Below are 26,513 nucleotides of genomic sequence, written 5' to 3' on the forward strand. Positions count from 1 at the left end.
GTGGGAAGGCCGGTCGAAAGACCGGTGGGGTGGGCGGCCAGCGAGAGCCAAAGCGCTGCGCCGCTCAAACCCCGGCCGCGTGCGCCTGTGCGTCGGCGTGGTAGGAGCTGCGCACCATCGGCCCGACGGCGGCGTGGTCAAAGCCCATGGCGTGCGCCTGCTGCTCGAACCATTCGAAGGTGTCGGGGTGCGCGTAGCGGCGCACCGGCAGGTGCTGGTTGCTGGGCGCGAGGTACTGGCCGATGGTCAGCATGCTTACGCCGTGCGCGCGCAGATCCTGCATCACGGCGAGAATTTCATCGTCGGTTTCGCCCAAGCCCAGCATCAGGCCGCTTTTGGTCGGGATGTGGGGCTGGCGCTCCTTAAATTTTTTGAGCAGGTTCAGGCTGAAAGCGTAGTCGCTGCCGGGGCGCGCCTCTTTGTACAGGCGCGGCACGGTTTCTAGGTTGTGGTTCATCACGTTGGGCGGGGCGGCGCACAAAATATCCAGCGCGCGCTCGTCGCGGCCACGAAAGTCGGGCACCAGCACCTCGATCTGGGTCTGCGGCGACAGGGCGCGCGTGTGCTCGATGCAGGCCACGAAATGGGCCGCGCCGCCGTCGCGCAAGTCGTCGCGATCGACGCTGGTGATGACCACGTACTTGAGCCCGAGCGCGGCGATGGTGCGCGCCAGCTTTTGCGGCTCTTCGGCATCGAGCGGGTCTGGGCGGCCGTGCCCCACATCGCAAAAGGGGCAGCGCCGGGTGCACTTGTCGCCCATGATCATGAAGGTGGCCGTGCCCTTGCCGAAGCACTCGCCGATGTTGGGGCAAGAGGCCTCTTCGCACACCGTGACCAGTTTTTGGCTGCGCAGCACGGCTTTGATCTCGTGAAAGCGGCTGCCTGGCGCGGCCGCCTTGACGCGGATCCAGTCGGGCTTTTTGAGCGCTTCGGCGGGCACGATCTTGATCGGGATGCGCGCCGTTTTGGCGCCGTTTTTTTGCTTGGCGCGGGGGTCGTAGGGGGCCGGTATGGGCGCGCATGTTTCAAGGGCGGGGCCAGGGGAGGGGGCGGCAGCGTTCATGAGGGCGTAGGTGCTTGAGGGCGCTTTTAGGTGCGGTAAGAAGGGGGCTACGTGGGCGGAAAGGGCAGGCGGTAGGGCACGGTTTGCCTCAATGCCCCAGCAAATCCGACAGGTGGCGCAACAACAGAGGCTCCACCTCGGATACCGAAACTGCCACGCCGAAGGACTGCAAATCCACCGTTTGCAGCCCAGCATAACCGCAGGGGTTGATGCGGCCAAAGGGCTCCAGATCCATGGCCACGTTCAGGGCCAACCCATGGTAGCTGCAGTGGCGGTGCACCTTGATGCCCAGCGCGGCGATTTTGCCCAAGCCCGCAAACGGATCGTCGCCGGGGCGCGGCCCGGTGAGGGCGGCGTGATCGAAGGGGTCGGCCAGCCGCACGTAAATGCCGGGCGAGCCGGCGATGCGGTGCCCGGTGACGCCCAACTGCGCCAGCGTGCGCAGCAGCGCTTCTTCGAGCCGGTAGACATAGGTCTTGACGTACAGACCGGCGCGGCGCAGATCAATCAGCGGATAAGCCACCAACTGCCCCGGCCCGTGGTATGTGACCTGGCCACCGCGGTCGGTTTGCAGCACCGCAATGCTGCCCGGTTGCAGCACATGCGCCGCATTGCCCGCCACGCCTTGGGTGTAGGTTGGCGGGTGCTGGCAAAACCAGATTTCGTCGGGGCTCTCAGAACCGCGCTGTTGGGTGTAGGCGCGCATGGCCTCCAGAGTAGGCGCATAGTCCACTGGGCCTAGGTTGCGCAAGATCAGATCGGCCATCAGAGCACGACCTTAACGAGGGGGTGCGAGCTCAAGGCGCGGTACAGGTCATCGAGCTGCGCGCGGTTGTGCACGTGCACGGTCAGGGTCAGGCCGAGGTATTTGCCGGCCTTGCTCGGGCGCTGTTCGACGGTGAGCGGGTCAAAGTCGGGGTCGAAGCGGCGCGCGATGGCGAGCATCTCCTCGACCAAGCTGGGGGTCTGTAAGCCCATGACTTTGATAGGGAAATGACACGGGTAGGTGATCAGCGAGTCTGAGGCAGGTGGAGCAGACATGCGGTTATTATCGCGATATCGGGGTTGGTGAGGCCCATAGGCGCGTGACTAAAGCATGACGTTTGGATGAAAAGAGTGTCAAAGATTTGGTGCCTGCGGGTTTCTACGTATAATGCGCGAGTTTTGACGCTGCGGCATCGGGTTGGTGGCGGTGCCGATGGGTGCCTACGCAGCCCTGAACAAAGTCTACCGGTGCGTTAATCGATCTGTAATCCGAGGTGGTGACAATGCTCCGTGGTACGCAAGCGAGCGCCGAGGAGCGTGAAAGTCCAAACGGTTTGCAGGTCGACACAGCCACAGAAGACGAGAGTTTCACGCCTCTCACGGCCGAGCAGGCCCAAGCATTGCGCGCCCGCCAGCCTCAAATGTCGGTGTGGGCCTTGGTGCGTTGGCAGCTGGTGATGTTGCTTCTGGCGACCACCTCTACGGTGCCGTTCGCGCTGGTTTGGGGTGAATGGGTTTGGGTGGTGTCGGTGTTTTACGGTGGCTTGTGTGCTTTGCTGCCAACGGCTGTGATGGCTTATGGCCTAACAGGAAGCCGCTGGGCACGCAAGCATGCGGCGCAGCCCGCCGGAGCGGTTCGGGGTGTGCTTGGGGGTGTATTTTTTTGGGAAGGTGTCAAGATCTTGCTGGCCATTGCCCTGTTGGCGTTGGCCCCAGCCTTGATACCGGGTTTGAGTTGGGTCGGCCTTTTGGTCGGGTTGGTGTTGGTGTTGAAGGTGTATTGGTTGGCTTTTTGGAAGCAGTCTACCCTCAGCGCGGCGCCTTGATTCATCTGATGAAATTGACGAAAGCAGAGTTGCATGGAAACTGAGTTGCCTGGACCAACGCCCAGTGAATACATTCGTCACCACTTGGGGCACTTGACAAGCTCCAAGCAGACCGACATCGTGGATTTCACGGTGTTCAACATCGACCTGATTTTGGTGGCTTTCCTACTGGGTTCGCTGACCTGTTGGTTCCTGTGGTCGGTAGCCAAGCGCTCGACAGCTGGGGTTCCGGGTCGGCTGCAGTGCTTCGTTGAGCTGTTGGCTGAGATGGTCGAAAACCAAGCCAAGTCGGTAATCAGCAACCCGCAGAGCCGCAAAGTGATCGCCCCCATGGCGCTGATCGTGTTTTGCTGGGTGTTCATGATGAACTTCATGGACCTGATCCCGGTGGACTTGTTCCCCTTTATTTGGGCGTACGGCGTCCCATTTGTTCACGACCACAACGACGACGGCTTGCACGCGCTGTTTGGTATGCCAGATTATTTTAGTGTGGTGGCTACAGCAGATATGTCCACCACGCTCGGTCTGGCGCTGGCCGTGTTGCTGATGTGCTTCTACTACAACATCAAAATCAAAGGCTTGGGTGGCTGGGGCCACGAGCTCATCTCGGCTCCCTTTGGAACCAGCAAAAACCCGTTTTGGAAGCTGTTGCTGGCGCTGGTCAACTTCCCGATGCAGGTCATCGAATATTTGGCCAAGACCATCTCGCACGGTATGCGTTTGTTCGGCAACTTGTTTGCCGGTGAGCTGATCTTTATGCTGATCGCTTTGTTGGGCGGTTACGCAGCTTTGACTTTGGGCGGCGGTATGCTGTTCATTGGGCACCTGATTGCCGGCACGATGTGGGCCATATTCCACATTTTGGTTATCACTCTGCAGGCATTCATTTTCATGATGCTGGCCCTGATTTATCTGGGTCAGGCGCATGATGCGCACTGAGTTCGCACATTTCTTGTGCGGTTTCGTGTATTTTTTCCCCTCGTAACTTCAACTTCGTTCTTCAGTCCAAAGGAAACATCATGGAATTGACTCTGGGTCTCGTCGCTCTCGCCTGTGGCATCATCGTCGCCGTTGGCGCCATTGGTGCCTCGATCGGTATTTCGCTCATGGGCGGCAAGTTCCTCGAAGCTTCGGCTCGTCAGCCCGAGCTCATGAATGAACTCAAAACCAATATGTTCATTTTGGCGGGTCTGATCGACGCGGCGTTCCTGATCGCCGTGGCTATCGCTCTGCTGTTCGCGTTCGCTAACCCGTTCGTTGTCTGATGCAATTCAGGCGCAAGCCTGAATTTTCATGGCCGCAGGCGCCCAGCTTGTCCCGGCTCTCGCAATTGGTTTTTACTCGTAAACATTGAAAGGCGTTGCAATGAATCTCAATGCAACCATGTTTGCGCAAGCCATCGTTTTTGGCATTTTTGTGTGGTTCACGATGAAATTCGTGTGGCCGCCTCTAGCCAAAGTGCTCGATGAGCGCGCGCAAAAAATTGCCGAAGGTCTGGCTGCCTCTGAAAAAGCCAAGATCGAGCTGACGCTGGCCAACAAGCGCGTCGAGGAAGAGCTGGGCAAATCGCGCAACGAGTCGGCCTCGCGGCTGGCCGATGCCGAGCGCCGGGCGCAGCAGATCATCGAAGAGGCCAAGCAGCGCGCCACCGAAGAATCGGCCAAAATCCGCGCCGCCGCCGAGGCCGAAGCCGAGCAGCAGGTTTACAAAGCGCGCGAGCAGCTGCGTGAGCAGGTGGCCTTGCTGGCGGTGCAGGGGGCGGAGCAAATACTGCGCCGCGAAGTCAACGCCAGCGTGCACGCCGATCTGTTGGCGCGCCTCAAAGCCGAGCTTTGATCCTCAGACCGAGCACATCATGGCCGAACTCGCAACCATCGCCCGCCCGTACGCCGAGGCATTGTTCAAATCCACCCTAGACCATGCGCCCGCAGCCGCACAGTGGCTCGATGAGCTCGCGGTGGTGGCTGCCCACCCGCAACTGCTGCTTTGGGCGGCCAACCCCAAGGTGTCGGCGCAGCAGGTTTATGAGCTCATCACCGGCTTGCTCAGGCAGCCGCTGCCCGAGCTGGGTTGCAACTTCCTGCGCACCGTGATCGACAACGGCCGCCTGAATGCCCTGCCCGAGATGGCGCGCCAGCTGCACGTGTTGATCAACGAGCAAAGCGGTAGCGCCGATGCCTTGGTGTGCAGCGCCTACCCGATCGACGAGGCGGCGCTGCGCGAGCTGGCGCAGGTGCTGGAGCGGCACTTCAAGCGTCCGCTCAAGCTCCAGGTCGAGGTGCAACCCGAGCTCATCGGCGGTGTGCGGGTGCTGGTCGGCGACGAAGTGCTCGACCTCTCCGTCAAGGCCCGGCTGGATCAAATGAAGGTGGCGCTGACGGCTTGACAAAGCCGGTTCGAGCGTCGAAGTACAGCGTCACAACATACGAAGGAAGGAAAGAGTCATGCAACTCAATCCCGCAGAGATTTCAGAACTGATCAAGTCGCGCATCGAAGGCCTATCGGTCAGCGCCAGCGTGCGCAACCAAGGCACGGTGGTGTCGGTGACCGACGGCATCTGCCGCATCCACGGCCTGTCGGACGTGATGCAGGGCGAAATGCTCGAGTTCCCCGTCAACGCCGAAGGGCAGCCCACCTATGGGCTGGCGCTCAACCTCGAGCGCGACTCGGTTGGCTCCGTGATTCTGGGCGCCTACGAGCACATCAGCGAAGGCGACACGGTCAAGTGCACCGGCCGCATTCTGGAAGTGCCGGTGGGCCCCGAGCTGATCGGCCGCGTGGTCAACACGCTCGGTGCACCGATCGACGGCAAGGGCCCGATCAACGCCAAGATGACCGACGTGATCGAAAAGGTGGCGCCCGGCGTGATCGCACGCAAATCGGTCGATCAGCCGGTGCAGACCGGCCTGAAGTCGATCGACTCGATGGTGCCGGTGGGCCGTGGCCAGCGCGAGCTGATCATCGGCGACCGCCAGACCGGCAAGACGGCGGTGGCGATCGACGCCATCATCAACCAAAAAGGTCAGAATATGACCTGCGTCTATGTGGCCATCGGGCAGAAGGCGTCGTCGATCAAAAACGTGGTGCGCGCGCTCGAGCAAGCCGGCGCCATGCAGTACACGATCGTGGTCGCGGCCTCGGCTTCCGATTCGGCCGCGATGCAGTACCTGGCTGCCTACTCGGGCTGCACCATGGGCGAGTACTTCCGCGACCGCGGCCAAGACGCGCTGATCATTTACGACGATCTGTCCAAGCAAGCCGTGGCCTATCGCCAAGTCTCGCTGCTGTTGCGCCGCCCACCGGGCCGCGAAGCCTACCCCGGCGACGTGTTCTACCTGCACAGCCGCCTGCTCGAGCGCGCCGCGCGCGTCAACGCCGACTACGTGGAAGCCTTCACCAAGGGCGAAGTCAAGGGCAAGACCGGTTCGCTCACCGCGCTGCCGATCATCGAAACCCAAGCCGGTGACGTCTCGGCCTTCGTGCCCACCAACGTGATCTCGATCACCGACGGCCAGATCTTCCTCGAGACCAGCCTGTTCAACGCCGGCATCCGGCCGGCGATCAACGCCGGTATCTCGGTCTCGCGTGTGGGGGGTGCAGCGCAGACCAAGCTCATCAAGGGCCTGTCGGGCGGTATCCGCACCGACTTGGCGCAGTACCGCGAACTCGCCGCCTTTGCGCAGTTTGCCAGCGATCTGGACGAAGCCACGCGCAAGCAGCTCGACCGCGGTGCCCGCGTGACCGAACTGCTCAAGCAAAAGCAGTACAGCCCGCAGTCCATCGCTTTGATGGCGGCCACGCTGTTTGCGGTCAACAAGGGCTTTGTCGATAGCGTGGACGTGAAAAAGGTGCTGTCGTTCGAGGCCGGCCTGCACGGCTACCTCAAAGACAAGCACGCCACCTTGCTGACCACGCTCGAAAACGAGCGCGCCATGAGCAAAGAGTCCGAGGCCGAGCTGAGCCAAGCGATTGGCGCGTTCAAACAGTCTGGCACCTACTGAGGCGCTGCAGCGCGACCCGATAAGGAGCATCAATGGCAGCCGGCAAGGAAATACGCACCAAGATCAAATCGGTGGAAAACACCAAGAAGATCACCAAAGCCATGGAAATGGTGGCCGCATCCAAAATGCGCAAGGCGCAAGAGCGCATGCGCATGGCCCGGCCCTACAGCGAAAAGGTGCGCCAGATCGCAGCCAACCTCGGGCGCGCCAACCCCGAGTACCAGCACCCCTTCATGCTGCACAACGATCAGGCCAAGGTCTGTGGCCTGATTGTCATCAGCACCGACAAAGGGTTGTGCGGCGGCCTCAACACCAACGTGCTGCGTCTGGCCACGCAGCAACTGCGCGAGGCGCAAGGGCGCGGGCACAGCACCCACGCGGTGGCCATCGGCAACAAGGGGCTGGGTTTCTTGAACCGCATCGGCGCCAAAGTGGTGTCGCACACCACCGGCTTGGGCGACACGCCGCACCTCGAAAAGCTGATCGGCCCGGTCAAGGTGCTGTTCGACGCCTATGCCCAAGGCCAACTGGCCTCGGTGCATGTGTGCTACACGCGCTTCATCAACACCATGCGCCAAGAAGCGGTGGTGCAGCAGCTGCTCCCGTTGAGCGCCGAATCGCTCGACAGCGGTGAGGCCGGGCACGACTGGGACTACCTCTACGAGCCCGACCCCCAAACCGTGATCGACGAGTTGCTGGTGCGCTACATCGAGTCGCAGGTCTATCAGGCCGTGGCCGAAAACATGGCGTCGGAACAGTCGGCGCGCATGGTCGCCATGAAGGCCGCGACCGACAACGCCGGCAGCGTGATCTCCGAACTCAAGCTGGTTTACAACAAAACGCGCCAAGCCGGCATCACCAAAGAGCTGTCGGAAATCGTGGCCGGCGCGGCAGCCGTTTGAGGCTGCCCTTCAAAGATTCAGAGCATTAAAAGGTATCCATCATGTCTCAAGCCAACGCAGAAGTGAACACCGCGGTACAGGGCAAGATCGTCCAGTGCATCGGCGCCGTGGTCGATGTGGAATTCCCGCGCAACCAGATGCCGCGTATCTACGACGCGCTCAAAATGGAAGGCTCCGCCCTCACGCTCGAGGTGCAGCAGCAGCTCGGCGACGGCGTGGTGCGCACGATCGCGCTGGGCTCGTCCGACGGCCTGCGCCGCGGCATGCTGGTGAGCAACACCAAAGCCCCGATCACCGTGCCGGTGGGCAAAGCCACGCTGGGCCGCATCATGGACGTGCTGGGCGCGCCCATCGACGAGCGCGGTCCGGTGAGCCAGGAGCTCACCGCCTCCATCCACCGCAAGGCCCCGGCCTACGACGAGCTCTCGCCCTCGCAAGAGCTGCTCGAAACAGGCATCAAGGTGATCGACCTCGTCTGCCCCTTCGCCAAAGGCGGTAAAGTGGGCCTGTTCGGTGGCGCCGGTGTGGGCAAGACCGTGAACATGATGGAGCTCATCAACAACATCGCCAAGGCGCACAGCGGCCTATCGGTGTTTGCTGGCGTGGGCGAGCGCACCCGCGAAGGCAACGACTTTTATCACGAGATGGCCGACTCCGGCGTGGTGAACCTCGAGAACCTGCCCGAATCCAAAGTGGCCATGGTCTATGGCCAGATGAACGAGCCCCCGGGCAACCGCCTGCGTGTGGCGCTCACCGGCCTGACCATCGCCGAATCGTTCCGCGACGAAGGCCGCGACGTGTTGTTCTTTGTCGATAACATCTACCGCTACACCCTGGCCGGTACCGAAGTGTCGGCGCTGCTGGGCCGTATGCCCTCGGCGGTGGGTTACCAACCCACGCTGGCCGAAGAGATGGGCCGCCTGCAAGAGCGCATCACCTCGACCAAAGTCGGCTCCATCACCTCGATCCAAGCCGTCTATGTGCCGGCCGACGACTTGACCGACCCCTCGCCCGCCACCACCTTCGCCCACTTGGATTCGACCGTGGTGTTGTCGCGCGACATCGCTTCACTGGGCATCTACCCCGCTGTGGACCCGCTCGATTCCACCAGCCGCCAGCTGGACCCGCTGGTGGTGGGCCAAGAGCACTACGAAACCGCCCGTGCCGTGCAGGGCACGCTGCAGCGCTACAAAGAGCTGCGCGACATCATCGCCATTCTGGGCATGGACGAACTGGCCCCAGAAGACAAGCTGGCGGTGTCGCGGGCGCGCAAAATCCAGCGCTTCCTGTCGCAGCCCTTCCACGTGGCCGAGGTGTTTACCGGCTCGCCCGGCAAATACGTGCCGCTGTCCGAGACCATCCGCGGCTTCAAGATGATCACCAGCGGCGAGTGCGACCACTTGCCCGAGCAAGCGTTCTACATGGTCGGCACCATCGACGAAGCCTTCGAAAAAGCCAAGAAAATGGCCTGATGCGCACAGCTGACAGCTGACAGCGCCATGGCCAGAGCTTTAGACTAGGAACACAGATGAATACGATGCAAGTCGAGGTGGTGAGCGCCGAAGAGTCGATCTTTAGCGGCAAGGCCAAGTTTGTGGCCCTGCCCGGTGAAATGGGCGAGCTCGGCATTCTGCCGGGGCACACGCCCATGATCACGCGCATCAAGCCGGGCGCGGTGCGCATCGAAAAGGCCGATGGCGACGAGGAATTCGTGTTCGTTGCCGGCGGCATCCTCGAGGTGCAGCCGCGCATGGTCACGGTGCTGAGCGACACGGCGATCCGTGGCCACGACCTCGACGAGGCCAAGGCCAACGACGCCCGCAAGCAGGCCGAAGAAGCGCTGAAAAACGCCAAGAGCGACGTCGATCTGGCCAAAGCCACTTCCGAACTGGCGGTGATGGCGGCGCAGATCGCCGCGTTGCGCAAGTACCGCCAGAAGCGCTAAACAGAAGTTCGACCAACCGTCAACATCGCACAAGCTCCTTTGCGATTGTGTGCTCAGGCGTTCCGAGGCCACTAGGCAATTGACCGTTAGGGCGGGCTTGAGCGATTTCCTCCTGGCCTCTCAGGCAGGGTGGCGCTGATGGGCTCCGATTGGCGCTACGCCGCACCACTCTGGCTCCCCGGTGGGGACGCACAAACGATAATCAGCGCTCTGTGGGGCCGGCACTTGGCCCGCTCCCGTGTGCTGTGGCGGCGCGAGCGCTGGGCCACCACCGATGCCGATTTCATCGACGCCGATTGGCTGGGCGGCACGCCTAGCGCCAGCGTTGGGCCGACTTTTGCTGGTGGCCAGACCACCCTGGTGCTGTTTCACGGCCTCGAGGGCAGTTCCAGCAGCCACTATGCCCAGACCTTTGCCCTCGAGGCGCAGCAGCGCCACTGGGGTTTCGTGCTGCCGCACTTTCGCGGCTGCTCTGGCCCGATCAACCTCGCCCCACGCGCTTACCACAGCGGCGACTACGAAGAAATCAGCTGGATGCTGCAGCGCGTGCGCGCTCAAGTGGGGCCTGCTTGCACGCTGTACGCGGTTGGCGTATCGCTCGGTGGCAATGCATTGTTGCGCTGGGCGCAGGAGGCGGGCAGCGCGGCCCGGCGCACCGTGAGCGCGGTGGCCGCCGTATCGGCACCGCTAGACTTGCGCGCTGCTGGAGATGCGATCGACAGCGGCCGCAACCGCTGGCTGTACGCGCAGCTGTTTCTGCGCACCATGAAGCACAAGGCGCGCAGCAAGGCGCAGCAGTTTCCGGGATTGTTCGACTTGCCGCGTGCCCTAGCCGCACAGACGCTGCGCGAATTTGACAACGCTTTTACCGCGCCGTTGCACGGGTTTGCCGGGGTCGAGGACTACTGGCGGCGCGCTTCAGCCAAGCCGAAGCTGGCGGCCATTGAACTGCCGGCGCTGATACTCAACGCCCGCAACGACCCGCTGGTGCCGGCATCTTGCCTGCCCCAACCGGATGAAGTGGGGGCTGCCGTCACCTTGTGGCAACCCGGTACCGGAGGGCACGTGGGGTTTCCGGGACAGATCAGTTGGCGCTCTGGTCGGACCGAATTGCAGTTGCAGGGTCTGCCGCAGGCGGTCTGCAACTGGTTGATGGTGCAAGGAGCATAGAAACAGAGCTGGCGTCAGTAGGCTTTTATTCCCGCTTACTCCCATTTACAGCCTCGGCCGCGTGCAGCGCGCAGCCAAGTAGCAGGCTTATTGCTGAGGTGCCGGCGCAGCGGCGGCGTCCGGAGCCACCGGTTCGGGGAAGTTGCCGCCGCCAGCATTGGCCAAATAGACCACGGCGCGCTTGATCTCGAAGTCGCTAAAGGCGCCGCCCCCTTGGGCACCCATGGCGCCCTTGCCTTGCAGGGTGGAGGTGATCAGGCGCTCGAGGCCGGCGCCGATGCGCGGAGCCCAAGCAGCCGCGTCGCCAAACTTGGGCGCGCCGACCACGCCGGCGGCGTGGCAAGCCATGCAAGCCGCTTGATACACCTGCTGACCCGTGCGCAGTTCGCGGGTGGCCTCGCGCAGAGCCACCGTGCCGACGCGCTGGAGGCGCTCAGCGGCAGCCAACTCCTGTGCCGCCAGATCGGGCGCCGGGGCAAAGGGCTTTTGCAGCACCAAGGTGACCAGCACAATACTCAAGACGACTGGGGCCAAGACACCCAAAAGCAGAATCCAGCGTTTGAGACTGAAACCAGAAGGAGTCTGGGTAGAGGGGGTTTTTGCGTCACTCATGGGAGCCTTTGCAAGCGTATACGAATCGGGATCGGTGCCATAGCAACCAGCACGAACTCTTGTTCCTCGTCGATTATATCGGCCTCGTAGGCGCAAAAGCTCTAAGCCTGAAGCGGATGCAGGGCCATGGGCCGGCGCCTACGGCGCTATGATGCGCAAGCCACGCAGCCCCCGGAGCCCAGACATGCCATTGGTCGTATTCAATCAAAAAGGCGGGGTGGGCAAGTCCACCATCGCCTGCAACTTGGCCGCGATCAGCGCGGTACAGGGTCGGCGCACCTTGCTGATCGACCTCGATGTGCAGGGCAATTCCAGCCGCTACCTGCTCGGTGCCGCTGGTGCGCAGAGCGCTGCCCAGAGCGGCACTGGCACGGTCGGCGTAGCGGGTTTTTTCGCGCAGACGCTCAGCTACACCTTCAACCCACTGCCGCCTTCGCACTTCGTGCAGCGCAGCCCATTCGAGGGGCTGGATGTGCTCGCCGCCAGCCCAGCGCTGGACGAGTTGCAAGTCAAGCTGGAGGCGCGCCACAAGATCTACAAGCTGCGCGAGGCGCTTGCGCAGCTGGGCAACGAATACGAGCAGATTTATCTCGACACCCCACCGGCGCTCAACTTTTACACCCGGTCCGCGCTCATGGGGGCCAGCGGCTGCCTGATCCCTTTCGATTGCGACGACTTCTCGCGCCAAGCGCTCTATACGCTGCTGGCCAACGTGCAAGAGATCCGCGCCGACCACAACCCCGGTTTGCAGGTCAAGGGCATCGTGGTCAATCAGTTTCAGCCGCGCGCCCGGCTGCCGCAGCAGCTGGTGCAGGAGCTGATCGACGAGGGCCTGCCGGTGTTGCAGCCCTACTTGCAGGCTTCGGTCAAGGTGCGCGAGTCGCACCAGTTGGCGCGGCCCCTGATCCACCTCGAGCCCAAACACCCGCTCACCCAGGCCTTGCTGGCCCTGCATCAGCGGTTGCTCTGATAGGCTGTGCTTTTGTGCGCTCATTTGGGCGCGCACGATCGCCTCACAGCCCTTGGATCGCGTTGCGCCACCTTTGCCGTCACGGCAACCTCTGGCTTTCCCTGTACCATGTTCCTATTTGGCGGATGAAAGCGCGGGCGGGCGCTTGCTAACATGCGCGCCTTTCCTTCGAGGGTATTTACATATGCTGCTGCACATCGTTTTTTTCGTCGCCGGACTGGTGGCGCTGGTCGCCGGGGCCAGCTCGCTGGTGCGCGGGGCCTCCAAGCTGGCGCTGTCGGTGGGCATCTCGCCGCTGGTGGTGGGGCTAACCATCGTCGCCTTTGGCACCAGTTCGCCCGAGATGGCGGTCACCGTGGGGGCGGTGCTCGAGGGCCAAAACGACATTGCCGTGGGCAACGTGATCGGCAGCAACATTTTTAACGTGCTCTTCATCCTTGGGCTCAGCGCGCTGATCGTGCCGCTGGTGGTCAACAGCCAGCTCATCCGCCAAGAGGTGCCGATCATGATCGGCGCTTCGCTGTTGGTGCTGGCCTTGGGGCTGGATGGCGCGATCAGTTGGCTCGAAGGCGGCCTGCTGTTTGGCCTGCTGCTGGGTTACACCGCGTTTCTGGTGATCCAGTCGCGCCGCGCCACCAAAGCCGAAAGCGCCGAGTTCGACGCCGAGTTGCAACCCGCCGCGGCCAGCGACTGGGATGGCAAGCTGCCGGTGCAGATCGTGCTGATCGTCATCGGCTTGGTGCTGCTGGTGCTGGGCTCGGGCTGGCTGGTCGATTCGTCGATCGCCTTTGCGCGCGCTTTTGGTGTCAGCGAACTGATCATCGGCCTGACCATCGTCGCCGCCGGCACCTCGATGCCGGAAGTGGCGACCTCCATCACCGCCGCCATCAAGGGCGAGCGCGACATCGCGGTGGGCAACGTGGTGGGCAGCAACACCTTCAACCTGCTGGGCGTGATCGGGCTGGGTGGCATGGTGTCATTTGGCTCGGCTGGGCTGATTTTTTCCGAAGCCGTGCTGGCCTTCGACGTCTGGATCATGCTGGCGGTGGCGCTGGCTTGCCTGCCGGTGTTCATCTCGGGGCGCGAAATCGCGCGCTGGGAGGGCGCGGTGTTCGTGGGCTACTACGTGGCCTACGTGGCGTACTTGATTTTGGCGGCGCAGCAGCACGCCGCGCTGGAGGGCTTTAGCATGGTGATGATGGGCTTTGTGGTGCCGCTGACCATCGTCACGCTGGTGGTGGTGTTGCTGCGGCACAAAGCGCCGGCCAAGGCGGACTGAGGCCCAGGGCGTGCGGGCTCGATGGCGGCGGGTGCACATGCATTGACTGAGCCCACCGCGCGCGCCGCTGCCCTGAGCGGCCCTCAAAAAGCGCTGCGCAAGCTCGGCCTGCTGCGCCCGATCGACCTGGCGCTGCACCTGCCGCTGCGCTACGAAGACCAGACCCGCATCACCCCCTTGGCCCAGGCGCAGCCGGGGCAGACGCTGCAGCTCGAGGGCACGGTGCGCAGCGCCGAGGTGCGCAGCGGCGGCCGGCGGCAGTTGCAGGTGCTGCTCGACGACGGCAGCGGTTGCTGCACCCTGTTGTTTTTCCACTTCAGCGGCGCGCAGCACAAGGCGCTCGCGCCGGGTACGCGCATCCGCGCCCGGGGCGAGCTGCGCCACGGCCTGTTTGGCCCCACGCTCTTGCACCCGCAGTGGCAGCGCGCCGAGGGCGAGTTGCCGCGCAGCCTGACGCCGGTCTATCCGGCCAGCGCTGGCTTGCCGCAAGCGTATTTGCGCCGCGCCATCGCCAGCGCGCTGGAGCGCGCCGACTTGAGCGAGACCGTGCCACCGCAGGCTTGGGCCGACTGCCCGGGGCTGGCAGGGGGCGGCCTGCGTGCGGCCCTGCTCGGGCTGCACCAGCCGCCGCCCGAGGTGGCGCTGGCCAGCCTCGAAGACCGCAGCCACCCGGCCTGGCAGCGCCTGAAGGCCGAGGAGCTGCTGGCGCAGCAACTGGCGCAGTGGCAGGCGCGCCAGCTGCGGGCGGCGCGCTGCGCCCCCGAGATGGCCCCTTTGGCGGGCGGTTTGCACGCACAGCTGCTGGCGCGCCTGCCCTTTGCGCTCACGGCGGCCCAGCGCCGGGTGGGCGCCGAGATCGACGCCGACCTGCAGCGGCGCACCCCCATGCACCGGCTGCTGCAAGGCGATGTGGGCAGCGGCAAAACGGTGGTGGCGGCGCTGGCAGCGGCGCGCTCCATCGACGCCGGTTGGCAGTGCGCCCTCATGGCGCCGACCGAAATTTTGGCCGAGCAGCACTTTGGCAAGCTGATCGACTGGTTGCAGCCGCTGCTGCAGGTCCAAGGGCGGCACATCGCCTGGTTGACCGGCAGCCAAAACAAGGGCCAGCGCACGCAGGCCCTGGCAGGCATCCAAGACGGCCGCGCCGCGCTGGTCGTGGGCACCCATGCGGTGATCGGCGAGCAGGTGCAGTTTGCGCGGCTGGGTTTGGCGCTGATCGATGAGCAGCACCGCTTTGGCGTGGCGCAGCGGCTGGCCCTGCGCAGCGCGCGCGAGGGCGTGGAGCCGCACCTGCTGATGATGAGCGCGACCCCGATCCCGCGCACGCTGGCCATGAGCCACTACGCCGACCTCGACATCTCCAGCCTCGACGAGCTGCCCCCCGGCCGCAGCCCGATCCTGACCAAGCTGCTCAGCGCCAGCCGGCGCGACGAGTTGCTGTCGCGGCTGCGCGCGCAGCTGGCGCAGGGCCGCCAGGCCTACTGGGTCTGCCCCTTGATCGAAGACAGCGAAGCGATCGATTTGCGCAACGCCCAAAGCACGGCGCTCGAACTCGCCGCTGCGCTCGAGGGCTGCAACGGCCCCACCGGCGCGCCGGTGCAAGTCGGGCTGCTGCACGCGCGCCTGCCGCTGGCCGAAAAAAAAGAGGTGATGGCGCGCTTCTGTGCCGGGCAGATCGGGGTGCTGGTGAGCACCACGGTGGTCGAGGTCGGGGTCGATGTGCCCAACGCCACGCTGATGGTGATCGAACACGCCGAGCGCTTTGGGCTGAGCCAGTTGCACCAGTTGCGCGGCCGCGTCGGGCGCGGGCAGGCGGCATCGGTCTGCGTGCTGCTCTACGAGCCGGGTGAAAACGGCCGCTTGGGCGAGGCCGCGCGCGCGCGCTTGCGCGCCATGCTCGAGACCGCCGACGGCTTTGAGATCGCCCGGCGCGACCTCGAAATCCGTGGGCCGGGCGAGTTTTTGGGCGCGCGCCAATCGGGGGCGCCGATGCTGCGCTTTGCCGACCTCGAGCACGACGCGCACCTGCTCGACTGGGCGCGGGCGTGGGCTCCGCGCCTGCTGGCCGAGCAGCCGCAAGCGGCGCAGCGCCACATCGAGCGCTGGTTGGGGGCAAAATCGGACTTTCTCAAAGCCTGAAGTGAAACTGCCCCCACGCTCGCTGCGCTCGCTGCCCCCCAAGGGGGCGCTTCAGTGGCTTCGGGCGGCAGGGCGCCACTGAAAGGACAACGGGCCCCCCTGCCATGACCCTGACCGAACTCAAATACATCGTCGCGGTGGCGCGTGAGCGCCACTTCGGCCGCGCCGCCGAGGCCTGCTTCGTCTCGCAGCCGACGCTGAGCGTGGCCATCAAAAAGCTCGAAGAAGAGCTCGACCTCAAGCTGTTTGAGCGCAGCGCCAGTGAAGTGAGCACCACGCCGCTGGGGGTCGAGGTCGTGCGCCAGGCGCAGGTGGTGCTTGAGCAAGCGGCACGCATCAAAGAAATTGCCCGCCGTGGCCAAGATCCGCTCAGCGGCCCGCTGCGTCTGGGCGTGATCTACACCATCGGGCCCTATCTGCTGCCCGAGCTGGTGCGGCGCGTGATCGAACGCACGCCGCAAATGCCGCTGCTGCTGCAAGAAAACCTCACCGCCAAGCTGCTGGAGCAGTTGCGCATCGGCGAGCTCGACGCCGCCATTTTGGCCGAGCCTTTCCCCGACACCAATCTGGCCATTGCGCCGCTGTACGACGAACCCTTTTGGGTGGCGTTGCCGGTGCAGCACCCGCTGGCGCAGCAGCGCAGCGTGAGCGCCGAGCAGCTCAAGCAAGAGACCATGCTGCTGCTCGGGGCCGGGCACTGCTTTCGTGACCACGTGCTCGAGGTCTGCCCCGAGTTTGCGCGCTACGCCAGCAACGCCGAGGGCATCCGGCGCAGCTTCGAGGGCTCGTCGCTCGAGACCATCAAGCACATGGTGGCCGCGGGCATGGGCATCACGCTGGTGCCGCGCCTGAGCGTGCCCGCCGCCGTGCTGGAGGCGCAAAACGGGGCGCCGTTGCCGGCCGATGGCGCGCCCTACGTGCGCTACCTGCCCTTTGCCGGCGATCCGCCGCAGCGCCGCGTGGTGCTGGCCTGGCGGCGCAGCTTCACCCGTTACGAGGCCATCGCCGCCTTGCGCAACGCCATTTACGCCTGCGCGTTGCTTGGGGTGCAGCGCCTGACGCCATGAGTGCTTCCGCCTCGCAGCCAGCCGGGCGGCTGGCGCTGTACTTGGACCTGATCCGCTGGGACCGCCCGGCCGGCTGGTTGCTGCTGCTGTGGCCGAGCTTGTCGGCGCTGTGGCTGGCCGCCGACGGCTGGCCGGGCGGGCACCTGCTGGCGGTGTTCGTGCTGGGCACCATTTTGATGCGCAGCGCCGGCTGTTGCGCAAACGACGTGGCCGACCGCCAATACGACCGCCACGTGCAGCGCACCGCGCAGCGGCCCGTGACCAGCGGGCGCGTGCAGCCGCGCGAGGCGCTGCTGTTGGGGGCGTGCTTGGCTTTTGCGGCCTTTTTGTTGGTGCTCACGACCACGGCGGCGGCGGTGGCGTGGTCGGTGCCGGCGTTGCTGATCGCCATCGCCTACCCCTACGCCAAGCGCTTTTTTGCCATGCCGCAGGCGGTGCTTGGAGTGGCGTTCAGCTTTGGCATTCCGATCGCCTACGCGGCGGCGCAAGGCAGCGTGCCGGCTTTGGCCTGGGCGCTGCTGCTGGCCAACCTGTTCTGGGTGCTGGCCTACGACACCGAGTACGCGATGGTGGACCGCGACGACGACTTGCGTATCGGCATCAAAACCTCGGCCATCACGCTCGGGCGCTTCGACGTGGCGGCGGTGGCGGCCTTTTACCTGCTGCACCTGCTGCTGTGGGGCGCGCTGCTGTGGCCGCAGGTGGGCGGGCTCTGGTTTGGCTTAGGCCTGGCGCTGGCGCTGGCGCAGGTGGGCTGGCACCTGTGGCTGATCCGCGCGCGCAGCCGCGAAGGATGCTTTCGCGCCTTCAGGCTCAACCACTGGATCGGTTGCACCCTGTTTGTAGGGCTGGCGCTGGAGTTGGCGCTGCGCGGCTAAAGCCCCAGACACTGCGCCCGGCCGCAACGCAGCGTGCAACGCAGCGCGCAGAGGTCCGTGCACAGGGTCTAGGGGGGCGGAGCCCCGCCTGTTAATCGCCGAACTCGGCGCCCATTTCGCGCGCCCGCCGGTGCGCGGCCGCGATCGCCGCCACGAAGGCGTCGGAAATCTGCGCCGCTTCCATGGCGCTGAGGGCGGCGTGGGTGGTGCCGCCTTTGGAGGTCACGCGCTGGCGCAGCACCTCGGGCGGTTCGCTGCTGCGCTGAGCCAGTTGCGCCGCCCCGGCAAAGGTGCCGATGGCCAGTTCGGTGGCGGCTTGCGGCGTCAGGCCCAGTTCGGTGCCGGCGCGGCGCATGGCTTCCAGAAAATAAAACACGTAGGCCGGGCCAGAGCCGGACAGCGCGGTCACGGCGTCTAGGTCCGACTCTTGCGCCAGCCAAAGCGTGCGCCCGGTGCCCGCCAGCAGCGCCTGCACCTGCTCGCGCTCGGCGCTGCTCACGGCCGGGCGGGCGTACAGCCCGGTCATCCCTAGGCCGACCAGGGCCGGGGTGTTGGGCATGGCGCGCACGATGCGCTCGCTGCCGAGCCAGCGCACCATGCTGTCGCTGCGGATGCCAGCGGCCACGCTCAGGTGCAGCGCGCTGGCGCTCAGGTGCGGCGCGCATTCCAGCGCCGCCTGCTTGAAGACCTGCGGCTTGACTGCCCACAGCACCAGCGCGGCATCGACCAGGGCGCTGTCGGCTGCCGGGTGCAGCGCCACGCCGGGGAACTGCTGCGCCAGCCGGCTGCGTTGCTCGGCCACGGGCTCGACGATGTGCAGCGCCTGCGCCGGGTAGCCTTGCTGCAGCAGGCCGCCGACGATGGCGCTGGCCATGTTGCCGCCGCCGATGAAGGCGATGCGGGGCTGCTGCAAGAGGTTTGAAGCGTGGTAAGGGCTGGTGGGGCTGTTCATGCCGCCATTGTCGCGCATGGGATCACGGCGCCACGGTCTGGCGCACCGCGTGCTCCCAGCGCGCCATTTTCTCGGCCGCCGCGTCGCGCCCGAGGGTGGGCACAAAAGTGCGCTCGCAGCGCCACAGCCGCGTCAGGTCCTCCAACCCGCCATAGACGCCGGCTTGCAGGCCGGCCAGCCATGCGGCCCCGAGGGCGGTGGTCTCGGTCACCGCCGGGCGCAGCACCGGGATGCCCAGCAGGTCGGCCTGCATCTGCATCAGCAAATCGTTGACGCAGGCCCCGCCATCGACGCGCAGCTCGCTTACCGGCACCCCGCCCGCCGCCACCGCGTCGCGGCTCATGGCTTGCAGCAAGGCGGCGCTCTGAAACGCGATGCTCTCGAGCGCCGCGCGGGCGATGTGCGCCAGCGTGCTGCCGCGCGTCAGGCCGCTGATGCAGCCGCGCGCCTCGGGCTGCCAGTAGGGCGCCCCCAAGCCGGTGAAGGCGGGGACGAACAGCACGCCGCCGGCGTCGGGCACGCTCTGGGCCAGGGCCTGCACCTCGCTGCTGGAGTCGATGGCGCGCAGGCCGTCGCGCAGCCATTGCACCACCGCGCCGCCGACGAACACGCTGCCTTCGAGCGCGTACTGGGGCGGCGCGTGCGCCACCTGCGCCGCCGCCGTGCTGATCAGTCCGTGCTGGCTGTGCTGGAACCGCTCGCCGGTGTGCATGAGTAGGAAGCAACCGGTGCCGTAGGTGTTTTTGGCCATGCCGGGGCGCAAGCAGGCTTGGCCAAACAGGGCGCTCTGCTGATCGCCCGCCACGCCGCCGATGCGCACCGGGGCCCCCAGCCATTCGGCTTGGCTGTGGCCATAGTCGGCGCTCGACGGCCGCACCTCGGGCAGCAGGGCGCGCGGAATCTGGAACAGCGCCAGCAGCTCATCGTCCCAGTCGCGCGTCTGCAGATTCAGCAGCAGCGTGCGCGCGGCGTTGCTGCAGTCGGTGGCGTGCAGCGTGCCGCCGCTGAGCTGCCACAACAGCCACGAGTCGATGGTGCCAAAAGCCAGCTCGCCGCGCTCGGCACGCGCGCGTGCACCGGGGGTGTGATCGAGCAACCAAGCGATCTTGCTGGCAGAAAAATAGGGGTCCAGGCGCAGCCCGGTTTTGCCCTGCACACACGGCTCGTGCCCGGCCTCGCGCAGCGCGGCGCAGGCGCTGCTGGTGCGCCGGTCCTGCCAGACGATGGCACGCCCCAGCGGTGCGCCGCTGCGCCGCTCCCACAGCAGCGTGGTTTCGCGCTGATTGGTGATGCCGATGGCGGCAAGGTCCTGGGCGCGCAGCCCGGCGCTGGCCAAGGCCTGGCGGGCGCAGGCCAGTTGCGTGGCCCAGATCTCGTGCGGGCAATGCTCGACCCAGCCGGGTTGCGGGTAGTGTTGGCGGATTTCCTGCTGCGCCTGCGCCCGCACTTGGCCTTGGGCGTCGAACACGATGCTGCGCGAACTGGTGGTGCCTTGGTCTAGGGCCAGCATAAAGGCCATCGGTTGGTCTCCTCTCAAAAGGGTGGGCTGCGGGGTGGCTTGCACCGATGTGTCACAAAATCCAGTAGCGAGGTGGGGTACGATGGCGGCCTGTTTACTCAATGGGTCTATGCCCGTTTTGGGCCCCTCATGCAGGCAGGCGAGCGCCTTCAAGCGCGTCTTTTTACGACTGTAACAGCACCCCCCGACACTTAGCGGATTGCGGTTGCGGCTCCCAGCCGGCCTCGCCCCGTCCCGCCACAAGCCTTTGCCAATCCCTGACCCAGCCCCCATGAACCGCCAGCAGTCTCTAGAGCATTTGCAGCGCGTCCCGGTGTGGGACCTGCTGGTCGTCGGCGGCGGTGCCACCGGTTTGGGCGTGGCGCTGGAGGCGGCGCAGCGCGGCTGGCGGGTGGCGCTGCTGGAGTCGCACGACTTCGCCAGCGGCACCTCGTCGCGTTCCACCAAGCTGCTGCACGGCGGGGTGCGCTACTTGGCGCAGGGTAATCTGGCCTTGGTGCGCGAGGCGCTGGCTGAGCGCCAAGCGGTGCTCAAGATTGCCCCGCATCTGGCGCAGCCGCTGCCTTTCGTGATGCCCTGCTACCAGCCTTGGCAAGCGCCTTTTTATGGGGTCGGGCTCAAGCTCTACGATTGGTTGGCCGGCCGCGCGGGCCTAGGGCCCACCCGGTGGCTGGGGCGCGAGCAGACCCAAGCCGCGCTGCCGGGGGTGCAGGCGCTGGGCTTGCGCGGCGGCATCCAGTACTGGGACGCCCAGTTCGAGGACGCGCGGCTGGCGCTGGCTGTGGCGCGCAGCGCCGAGGTGGCTGGGGCGCTGTTGCTCAATTGCGTGCAGGTGCAGGGCATTGAAGCGGGCGCCGATGTTCAGGGTGGCCGCGTGCTGCGGGTGCAGGCGCTCGACCGCCACGGGGGCCAGCGGTTGCAGTTGCAGGCGCGTTGCGTCGTCAACGCCACCGGGGTCTGGGTGGACCAGCTGCGCCAGGGCGTGCAACCCGAAGCGCCGCCGCTGGTGCAGCCCAGTCAAGGGGTGCATCTGGTGGTGGCGCGCGATTTTCTGCCCGGGCAGCAGGCCCTGCTGGTGCCGCGCACCGCCGATGGCCGGGTGCTGTTTGCGGTGCCGTGGCTGGGGGCGCTGGTGTTGGGCAGCACCGACACGCCGCGCACCGACCTGCCGCGCGAACCCGAGCCGTTCGAGGCCGAAATCGAGTTCATCTTGCGCGAGGCGTCGCAGGCGCTGGCGCGGCCGGTGCGCCGCGCCGACGTGCGCAGCGTCTGGGTGGGCTTGCGGCCGCTGGTGGCGGCGCCCGCAGCAGGGGGGAGCACCCAAGCGTTGTCGCGCGAGCACCGCATCGTGGTCGATCCCGCTGGGCTGGTGACGGTCACGGGGGGCAAGTGGACCACCTACCGCGCCATGGCCAGCGAGGTGCTGGCGCACGGGGTGGCGGCCGGGTTGTTGGCGCCGCGCCCGGCCTTGGACCATCCATTGACCCCTTTATTTGGGGCTGGCGAAGCAAACGCGCAAGCCCATGCGGATGCGAATGAGGCCGCAGGAGCCAATGCCGCGCTTGCGCACCCAGCTCTGCACCAGGCGCCGGGCTTGCACCTCTACGGCGACCAAGCAGCGGCGGTGCAGGCCCTGCCCGGTGCCGAGCGAGCGCTGGGCATGGGCCTGACCGAGGCCATGGTGCGCTACGCCGTGCGCCACGAGTGGGCGCTGACGGTCGAAGACGTGCTGGCGCGGCGCTGGCGCGCGCTGTTCCTCGATGCCCTCGCCGCCGAAGGCATGGCTGGCGCAGTGGCGGCTATCGTGCAAGACGAGTTGCAGCGCGCCGGCGCACCGCACACCGACCCCGGCTTGCAGGCCTTTGTGGCGCTCGCGCAACGCTACCGGCTCAACTAATCGCGCCGGACGCACAAACAGCGCTTGACCCGATCAAGCCAGTGTGCGACAATGCAAGGCTTCACCCAAAAAGGTGGAGACTTCTTGCCCAGCGAAGCGGGCGCCTTGGTCTGTATCAAGGTGGCTGCAACGACGGGCCCAAGACTGATCGCTGCAGGCCGCTGGGGCCTTCGGGATTCAAGTTGGGACTTAAACAAAATGATTCAAACGCAATCTCGACTCGATGTTGCCGACAACACGGGTGCCAAGTCCGTAATGTGCATCAAGGTGCTCGGTGGCTCCAAGCGCCGTTACGCCAGTGTGGGCGACGTCATCAAAGTCAGCATCAAAGAAGCCGCGCCGCGTGGGCGCGTCAAAAAAGGCGAAATCTACAACGCCGTGGTGGTGCGCACCGCCAAAGGCTTGCGCCGCCCAGACGGGGCTTTGATCAAGTTTGACGGCAACGCCGCCGTGCTGCTCAACGCTAAGCTCGAGCCCATCGGCACCCGCATCTTTGGACCGGTGACGCGCGAACTGCGCACCGAGAAGTTCATGAAGATCGTTTCGCTGGCCCCGGAAGTTCTGTAAGAGGTCTCGCAATGAACAAAATTCGCAAAGGCGACGAAGTCATCGTCATCGCCGGCCGTGACAAAGGCAAGCGCGGCAAGGTCACGCAGCGCGCCGACGAGACGCGCCTGCTGGTCGAGGGCGTCAACATCGTCAAGAAGCACGCCAAGCCCAACCCGATGAAGGGTGTCACCGGCGGCATCATCGCCAAGACGATGTCGATCCATCAGTCCAACGTGGCAATCTTCAACCCGGCCAGCGGCAAGGCCGACCGCGTGGGCATCAAGGTGCTCGAAGACGGCAGCAAAGTGCGCGTTTTCAAATCCAACGGCGCTGAAATCAAGGTGGCATGAGCATGACACGCTTTCAACAAATTTACCGCGACAAAGTGGCCCCGGCGCTCAAAGAGCAGTTTGGCTTCGAGTCTGTGATGCAGGTGCCGCGCATCACCAAAATCACCCTCAACATGGGGGTGGGTGAGGCCGTGGCCGACAAAAAAGTGCTGGAAAACGCCGTCGGCGACCTGAGCAAGATCGCCGGTCAAAAGCCGGTGGTCACCCGTGCCCGCAAGGCCATCGCCGGTTTCAAAATCCGCGAAGGCCAGCCGATCGGCTGCATGGTCACGCTGCGCGGGGCGCGCATGTACGAGTTCCTCGATCGCTTCGTCACCGTGGCGCTGCCGCGGGTGCGCGACTTTCGCGGCATCTCGGGCAAGGCCTTCGATGGCCGTGGCAACTACAACATCGGCGTCAAAGAGCAGATCATTTTCCCCGAGATCGAATACGACAAGGTCGATGCATTGCGTGGGCTGAACATCAGCATCACCACCACCGCCAAGAACGACGCCGAGTGCAAGGCGCTGCTGTCTGGTTTCCGTTTCCCGTTCAAGAACTGAGGTGCAGCGTGGCCAAACAAGCTTTGCTCCAGCGTGAACTCAAGCGCGACCAACTGGTCGCCAAGTTTGCCAAAAAGTACAACGAATTGAAGGCAGCCGCCAAAGACGCCAAGCGCAGCGACGAAGAGCGCGACGCCGCCCGTCTGGCGCTGCAAAAACTGCCGCGCAACGCCAACCCGACGCGCCAGCGCAACCGCTGCGAAATCACCGGCCGTGCCCGTGGCACCTTTAAGCAGTTCGGTCTGGGGCGCATGAAAGTGCGTGAAATGGCCTTTGCCGGCGAAATCCCCGGCATCACCAAAGCCAGCTGGTAAGGCGCGAAGGAGTAAACATTATGAGCATGAGTGATCCCATCGCCGATATGCTGACCCGCATCCGCAATGCGCAGATGGTGGAAAAACCCACCGTCGCCATGCCGGCTTCCAAAGTCAAGGCCGCCATTGCCCAGGTGCTCAAGGACGAGGGCTACATCGACGGCTTCCAAGTCAAGAGCCAAGACGGCAAGAACGAGCTCGTCATCGGCCTCAAATACTACGCCGGGCGCCCGGTGATCGAGCGCATCGAGCGCGTCAGCCGCCCCGGTCTGCGCGTCTATAAGGGTTCCAAGTCGATCCCCCAAGTCATGAACGGCTTGGGCGTGGCCATCGTCACCACACCGCAAGGCGTGATGACCGATCGCAAGGCGCGCGCCGCCGGTGTCGGTGGTGAAGTGTTGTGTTACGTCGCCTGATGCGAGAACGAAGGAGTATCTGAGATGTCTCGTGTAGGTAAAACACCGATCGCCATTCCGGCCGGGGTCGAAGTGGCGCTGCAGCCCGACGCCATCCGCGTCAAGGGCGCGCTGGGCGCGCTGGCGCTGGCCCCCAATGCCCAAGTGCAGGTGCAGCATGCCGATGGCCGCCTGACCTTTGCTGCCGTGGGCGACAGCGCGCAGGCCAAGGCCCTGTGCGGCACCATGCGCCAGTTGGTCAACAACATGGTGCAGGGCGTGAGCAAGGGCTTCGAGAAGAAGCTCTCGCTGGTGGGCGTGGGCTACAAAGCCAGCGCCAGCGGCAACAAGCTCAACCTCGCCGTGGGCTATTCGCACCCGGTCGATTTCGTAATGCCCGAAGGCGTGAGCGTGACCACTCCGGCCGCGACCGAAATCGTGCTCAAGGGCGCCGACCGCCAGCGCGTGGGCCAGATTGCCGCCGAAATTCGCGCCGTGCGCCCGCCCGAGCCTTATAAAGGCAAGGGCATCCGCTACGTCGGTGAGAAGGTCGTCATCAAAGAGACCAAGAAAAAATAAGGACAGCGAACATGTTGACGAAAAAAGAACAGCGTTTGCGCCGTGCCCGCCAGACCCGCATTCGCATCGCCCAGCAAGGCGCACTGCGCCTGAGTGTGAACCGCAGCAACCTGCACATCTACGCCAACGTCATCTCCGAAGACGGTGCGCGCGTGCTGGTCTCGGCCTCGACGCTGGAAGCCGAAGTGCGCGCCCAGATCGCTGCGGCCAACGGCAACGGTGGCAACAGGGCGGCGGCCGAACTGGTCGGCCAGCGCATCGCCGCCAAGGCCAAGGCCGCCGGGATCGAGAAGGTGGCTTTTGACCGTTCCGGTTTTGCCTACCACGGTCGTGTCAAAGCCCTTGCAGAAGCCGCGCGTGCCGCCGGCCTGCAATTCTGATTGGGGATGCTCAAATGGCAAAGATGCTTGCGAATGTAAAGAGCGAGGCCAACGACGATGGCCTGCGCGAAAAGATGATCGCGGTCAACCGCGTCACCAAAGTGGTCAAAGGCGGGCGCATCATGAGCTTTGCCGCCCTGACTGTGGTCGGTGACGGCGACGGCCGCGTCGGCATGGGCAAAGGCAAGGCGCGCGAAGTGCCGGTGTCGGTGCAAAAAGCCATGGACGAAGCGCGCCGCAACCTGTTCAAGGTGGCGATCAAGAACGGCACCCTGCACCACGCGGTGCACGGCCGCCACGGCGCTTCCAGCGTCATGATGCTGCCGGCCAACAAGGGTACCGGCATCATCGCCGGCGGCCCGATGCGCGCCGTCTGCGAGGTGCTGGGCGTGACCGACGTCGTGGCCAAAAGCCACGGCTCGACCAACCCCTACAACTTGGTGCGCGCCACGCTGGACGCGCTGCGCCGCTCCATGACGCCCTACGAAGTGGCGGCCAAGCGCGGCAAATCGGTCGAAGAAATTCTGGCCTAAAAGGGATTCCGCATGACTACCGCCTCCACCCTCACCATCAAGCTGGTGCGCAGCCCGATCGGCTGCCGTGCCGACCACCGCGCCACCGTGCGCGGGCTGGGCCTGCGCAAGCTCAACAGCGTCAGCGTGTTGCAAGACACCCCGGCGGTGCGTGGCATGATCAACAAGATCAGCTACCTGCTGCAAGTGATCTGAACGGATTTCGACTATGGAACTCAACACCCTCAAGCCCGCTGCGGGCTCCAAATCGGCTCGGCGCCGTGTCGGTCGGGGCATCGGCTCCGGCTTGGGCAAAACCGCCGGTCGTGGCCACAAAGGCCAAAAATCGCGCTCCGGCGGCTACCACAAGGTCGGCTTTGAAGGCGGCCAGATGCCGCTGCAACGCCGCCTGCCCAAGCGCGGCTTCAAATCCACCACCCTGAAGTTCAACGCCGAAGTCACGCTCGACGACCTGCAGGTGCTGGGCGCGGCACAAGTCGATCTGCTGTTGCTCAAGCAAGCCGGTCTGGTGCCCGAGCTGGCGCGCAAAGTCAAGGTCATCAACACCGGTCAGCTGTCGCTGGCGGTGCAGTTGAACCAAATCGGCGCCACCGCCGGTGCCAAGGCAGCCATCGAAGCCGCTGGCGGCTCGGTCGCGGCTTGAAGCTTTAAGCGCGGGAATCTACA

General features: G+C 65.0%; 32 protein-coding genes. 26 read left to right on the top strand and 6 right to left on the bottom strand.

The features are described 5' to 3' along the window. Nucleotides 1–64 precede the first annotated feature (64 nt). The 3 genes from lipA to ACVMK0_RS00070 all read right to left on the bottom strand — a co-directional run bounded on the left by lipA (nucleotide 65) and on the right by ACVMK0_RS00070 (nucleotide 2,104). Nucleotides 65–1,063 carry a lipoyl synthase gene (gene lipA, locus ACVMK0_RS00060; RefSeq protein WP_476463896.1) on the bottom strand — a complete coding sequence of 333 codons (999 nt, stop codon included), beginning with the start codon at nucleotides 1,061–1,063 and terminating at the stop codon, nucleotides 65–67. A gap of 88 nt (nucleotides 1,064–1,151) precedes the next feature. After that, entirely contained in the window at nucleotides 1,152–1,829 is a 678-nt protein-coding gene (lipB, locus tag ACVMK0_RS00065; protein ID WP_476463897.1) for a lipoyl(octanoyl) transferase LipB, read from the bottom strand. Beyond that, entirely contained in the window at nucleotides 1,829–2,104 is a 276-nt protein-coding gene (locus tag ACVMK0_RS00070) for an HP0495 family protein (RefSeq protein WP_476463898.1), read from the bottom strand. The genes lipB and ACVMK0_RS00070 overlap by 1 nt, the downstream gene beginning before the upstream one ends. Before the next feature lie 278 nt (nucleotides 2,105–2,382). Here ACVMK0_RS00070 and ACVMK0_RS00075 point away from each other — a divergent pair, with 278 nt between their 5' ends. The 10 genes from ACVMK0_RS00075 to ACVMK0_RS00120 all read left to right on the top strand — a co-directional run bounded on the left by ACVMK0_RS00075 (nucleotide 2,383) and on the right by ACVMK0_RS00120 (nucleotide 10,892). Next, nucleotides 2,383–2,874 carry an ATP synthase subunit I gene (locus ACVMK0_RS00075; protein WP_045537263.1) on the top strand — a complete coding sequence of 164 codons (492 nt, stop codon included), beginning with the start codon at nucleotides 2,383–2,385 and terminating at the stop codon, nucleotides 2,872–2,874. Between the two features lie 33 nt (nucleotides 2,875–2,907). Next, the gene (gene atpB / locus ACVMK0_RS00080; RefSeq protein ID WP_045534149.1) at nucleotides 2,908–3,813 is read left to right on the top strand and encodes a F0F1 ATP synthase subunit A; all 906 of its coding nucleotides are present in this window, start codon (nucleotides 2,908–2,910) and stop codon (nucleotides 3,811–3,813) included. Between the two features lie 80 nt (nucleotides 3,814–3,893). Continuing rightward, nucleotides 3,894–4,139 carry a F0F1 ATP synthase subunit C gene (gene atpE / locus ACVMK0_RS00085; RefSeq protein ID WP_045534150.1) on the top strand — a complete coding sequence of 82 codons (246 nt, stop codon included), beginning with the start codon at nucleotides 3,894–3,896 and terminating at the stop codon, nucleotides 4,137–4,139. A gap of 100 nt (nucleotides 4,140–4,239) precedes the next feature. Further along, nucleotides 4,240–4,710 (top strand): F0F1 ATP synthase subunit B, encoded by a 471-nt coding sequence (locus ACVMK0_RS00090; protein WP_045534151.1) that lies wholly within the window; start codon nucleotides 4,240–4,242, stop codon nucleotides 4,708–4,710. A gap of 19 nt (nucleotides 4,711–4,729) precedes the next feature. Next, nucleotides 4,730–5,260: a F0F1 ATP synthase subunit delta gene (locus ACVMK0_RS00095; protein ID WP_476463899.1), complete on the top strand. Its 531-nt coding sequence runs from the start codon at nucleotides 4,730–4,732 to the stop codon at nucleotides 5,258–5,260. 58 nt (nucleotides 5,261–5,318) lie between these two features. After that, nucleotides 5,319–6,875, top strand: a complete 1,557-nt coding sequence (gene atpA / locus ACVMK0_RS00100; RefSeq protein WP_045534158.1) for a F0F1 ATP synthase subunit alpha — start codon at nucleotides 5,319–5,321, stop codon at nucleotides 6,873–6,875. Between the two features lie 32 nt (nucleotides 6,876–6,907). Continuing rightward, the gene (atpG, locus tag ACVMK0_RS00105; protein ID WP_045534160.1) at nucleotides 6,908–7,777 is read left to right on the top strand and encodes a F0F1 ATP synthase subunit gamma; all 870 of its coding nucleotides are present in this window, start codon (nucleotides 6,908–6,910) and stop codon (nucleotides 7,775–7,777) included. Nucleotides 7,778–7,818: 41 nt separating this feature from the next. Then, a complete protein-coding gene (atpD, locus tag ACVMK0_RS00110) occupies nucleotides 7,819–9,249 on the top strand; it encodes a F0F1 ATP synthase subunit beta (protein ID WP_045534162.1) in 1,431 nt (476 codons plus the stop codon). Nucleotides 9,250–9,305: 56 nt separating this feature from the next. Continuing rightward, nucleotides 9,306–9,722, top strand: coding sequence for a F0F1 ATP synthase subunit epsilon (locus ACVMK0_RS00115; RefSeq protein ID WP_045534163.1), 417 nt, complete (start codon nucleotides 9,306–9,308; stop codon nucleotides 9,720–9,722). Between the two features lie 138 nt (nucleotides 9,723–9,860). Beyond that, a complete protein-coding gene (locus ACVMK0_RS00120) occupies nucleotides 9,861–10,892 on the top strand; it encodes a YheT family hydrolase (RefSeq protein ID WP_476463900.1) in 1,032 nt (343 codons plus the stop codon). A gap of 87 nt (nucleotides 10,893–10,979) precedes the next feature. Here ACVMK0_RS00120 and ACVMK0_RS00125 read toward each other — a convergent pair whose 3' ends face one another. Then, a complete protein-coding gene (locus tag ACVMK0_RS00125) occupies nucleotides 10,980–11,402 on the bottom strand; it encodes a c-type cytochrome (protein ID WP_476464701.1) in 423 nt (140 codons plus the stop codon). A gap of 286 nt (nucleotides 11,403–11,688) precedes the next feature. On the opposite strand from ACVMK0_RS00125, the gene ACVMK0_RS00130 reads away from it, so the two are divergent. The 5 genes from ACVMK0_RS00130 to ubiA all read left to right on the top strand — a co-directional run bounded on the left by ACVMK0_RS00130 (nucleotide 11,689) and on the right by ubiA (nucleotide 17,837). Further along, a complete protein-coding gene (locus ACVMK0_RS00130; protein WP_045534169.1) occupies nucleotides 11,689–12,474 on the top strand; it encodes a ParA family protein in 786 nt (261 codons plus the stop codon). 184 nt (nucleotides 12,475–12,658) lie between these two features. Then, entirely contained in the window at nucleotides 12,659–13,753 is a 1,095-nt protein-coding gene (locus ACVMK0_RS00135) for a calcium/sodium antiporter (RefSeq protein ID WP_476463901.1), read from the top strand. 21 nt (nucleotides 13,754–13,774) lie between these two features. After that, a complete protein-coding gene (gene recG / locus ACVMK0_RS00140; protein ID WP_476463902.1) occupies nucleotides 13,775–15,892 on the top strand; it encodes an ATP-dependent DNA helicase RecG in 2,118 nt (705 codons plus the stop codon). A 104-nt stretch (nucleotides 15,893–15,996) separates the two neighbouring features. Then, nucleotides 15,997–16,959 carry a LysR substrate-binding domain-containing protein gene (locus tag ACVMK0_RS00145; RefSeq protein WP_476463903.1) on the top strand — a complete coding sequence of 321 codons (963 nt, stop codon included), beginning with the start codon at nucleotides 15,997–15,999 and terminating at the stop codon, nucleotides 16,957–16,959. Beyond that, the gene (gene ubiA / locus ACVMK0_RS00150; protein ID WP_476463904.1) at nucleotides 16,956–17,837 is read left to right on the top strand and encodes a 4-hydroxybenzoate octaprenyltransferase; all 882 of its coding nucleotides are present in this window, start codon (nucleotides 16,956–16,958) and stop codon (nucleotides 17,835–17,837) included. The genes ACVMK0_RS00145 and ubiA overlap by 4 nt, the downstream gene beginning before the upstream one ends. Before the next feature lie 91 nt (nucleotides 17,838–17,928). On the opposite strand, the gene proC is transcribed toward ubiA, so the two are convergent. Together proC and glpK are read right to left on the bottom strand one after the other, a co-directional pair. Further along, nucleotides 17,929–18,789 (bottom strand): pyrroline-5-carboxylate reductase, encoded by an 861-nt coding sequence (proC, locus tag ACVMK0_RS00155; RefSeq protein WP_045537265.1) that lies wholly within the window; start codon nucleotides 18,787–18,789, stop codon nucleotides 17,929–17,931. Between the two features lie 22 nt (nucleotides 18,790–18,811). Then, nucleotides 18,812–20,308, bottom strand: a complete 1,497-nt coding sequence (gene glpK, locus ACVMK0_RS00160; RefSeq protein ID WP_476463905.1) for a glycerol kinase GlpK — start codon at nucleotides 20,306–20,308, stop codon at nucleotides 18,812–18,814. Nucleotides 20,309–20,579: 271 nt separating this feature from the next. Between glpK and ACVMK0_RS00165 the strand changes: the two genes are divergently transcribed. The 11 genes from ACVMK0_RS00165 to rplO all read left to right on the top strand — a co-directional run bounded on the left by ACVMK0_RS00165 (nucleotide 20,580) and on the right by rplO (nucleotide 26,490). Continuing rightward, complete coding sequence (locus ACVMK0_RS00165) at nucleotides 20,580–22,205, top strand: glycerol-3-phosphate dehydrogenase/oxidase (protein WP_476463906.1); 1,626 nt, start codon at nucleotides 20,580–20,582, stop codon at nucleotides 22,203–22,205. Nucleotides 22,206–22,403: 198 nt separating this feature from the next. Beyond that, entirely contained in the window at nucleotides 22,404–22,772 is a 369-nt protein-coding gene (rplN, locus tag ACVMK0_RS00170) for a 50S ribosomal protein L14 (protein WP_029461320.1), read from the top strand. An 11-nt stretch (nucleotides 22,773–22,783) separates the two neighbouring features. Continuing rightward, on the top strand, nucleotides 22,784–23,104 hold the full coding sequence (gene rplX, locus ACVMK0_RS00175) for a 50S ribosomal protein L24 (protein WP_045534184.1): 321 nt from the start codon (nucleotides 22,784–22,786) through the stop codon (nucleotides 23,102–23,104). 2 nt (nucleotides 23,105–23,106) lie between these two features. After that, nucleotides 23,107–23,646 (top strand): 50S ribosomal protein L5, encoded by a 540-nt coding sequence (gene rplE, locus ACVMK0_RS00180; protein ID WP_045534189.1) that lies wholly within the window; start codon nucleotides 23,107–23,109, stop codon nucleotides 23,644–23,646. Nucleotides 23,647–23,654: 8 nt separating this feature from the next. Continuing rightward, entirely contained in the window at nucleotides 23,655–23,960 is a 306-nt protein-coding gene (gene rpsN, locus ACVMK0_RS00185) for a 30S ribosomal protein S14 (RefSeq protein WP_476463907.1), read from the top strand. 20 nt (nucleotides 23,961–23,980) lie between these two features. After that, nucleotides 23,981–24,376 (top strand): 30S ribosomal protein S8, encoded by a 396-nt coding sequence (gene rpsH / locus ACVMK0_RS00190; RefSeq protein WP_045534193.1) that lies wholly within the window; start codon nucleotides 23,981–23,983, stop codon nucleotides 24,374–24,376. A 24-nt stretch (nucleotides 24,377–24,400) separates the two neighbouring features. Continuing rightward, nucleotides 24,401–24,934, top strand: a complete 534-nt coding sequence (gene rplF / locus ACVMK0_RS00195; RefSeq protein ID WP_476463908.1) for a 50S ribosomal protein L6 — start codon at nucleotides 24,401–24,403, stop codon at nucleotides 24,932–24,934. A gap of 11 nt (nucleotides 24,935–24,945) precedes the next feature. After that, on the top strand, nucleotides 24,946–25,314 hold the full coding sequence (gene rplR / locus ACVMK0_RS00200) for a 50S ribosomal protein L18 (RefSeq protein ID WP_045534196.1): 369 nt from the start codon (nucleotides 24,946–24,948) through the stop codon (nucleotides 25,312–25,314). A 14-nt stretch (nucleotides 25,315–25,328) separates the two neighbouring features. Next, entirely contained in the window at nucleotides 25,329–25,847 is a 519-nt protein-coding gene (gene rpsE, locus ACVMK0_RS00205) for a 30S ribosomal protein S5 (protein ID WP_045534198.1), read from the top strand. A gap of 12 nt (nucleotides 25,848–25,859) precedes the next feature. Next, nucleotides 25,860–26,042: a 50S ribosomal protein L30 gene (gene rpmD, locus ACVMK0_RS00210; RefSeq protein ID WP_045534200.1), complete on the top strand. Its 183-nt coding sequence runs from the start codon at nucleotides 25,860–25,862 to the stop codon at nucleotides 26,040–26,042. Nucleotides 26,043–26,055: 13 nt separating this feature from the next. Next, nucleotides 26,056–26,490 (top strand): 50S ribosomal protein L15, encoded by a 435-nt coding sequence (gene rplO / locus ACVMK0_RS00215; RefSeq protein WP_045534202.1) that lies wholly within the window; start codon nucleotides 26,056–26,058, stop codon nucleotides 26,488–26,490. Nucleotides 26,491–26,513 lie beyond the last annotated feature (23 nt).

The organism is Serpentinimonas sp. SSL01 (assembly GCF_056323735.1).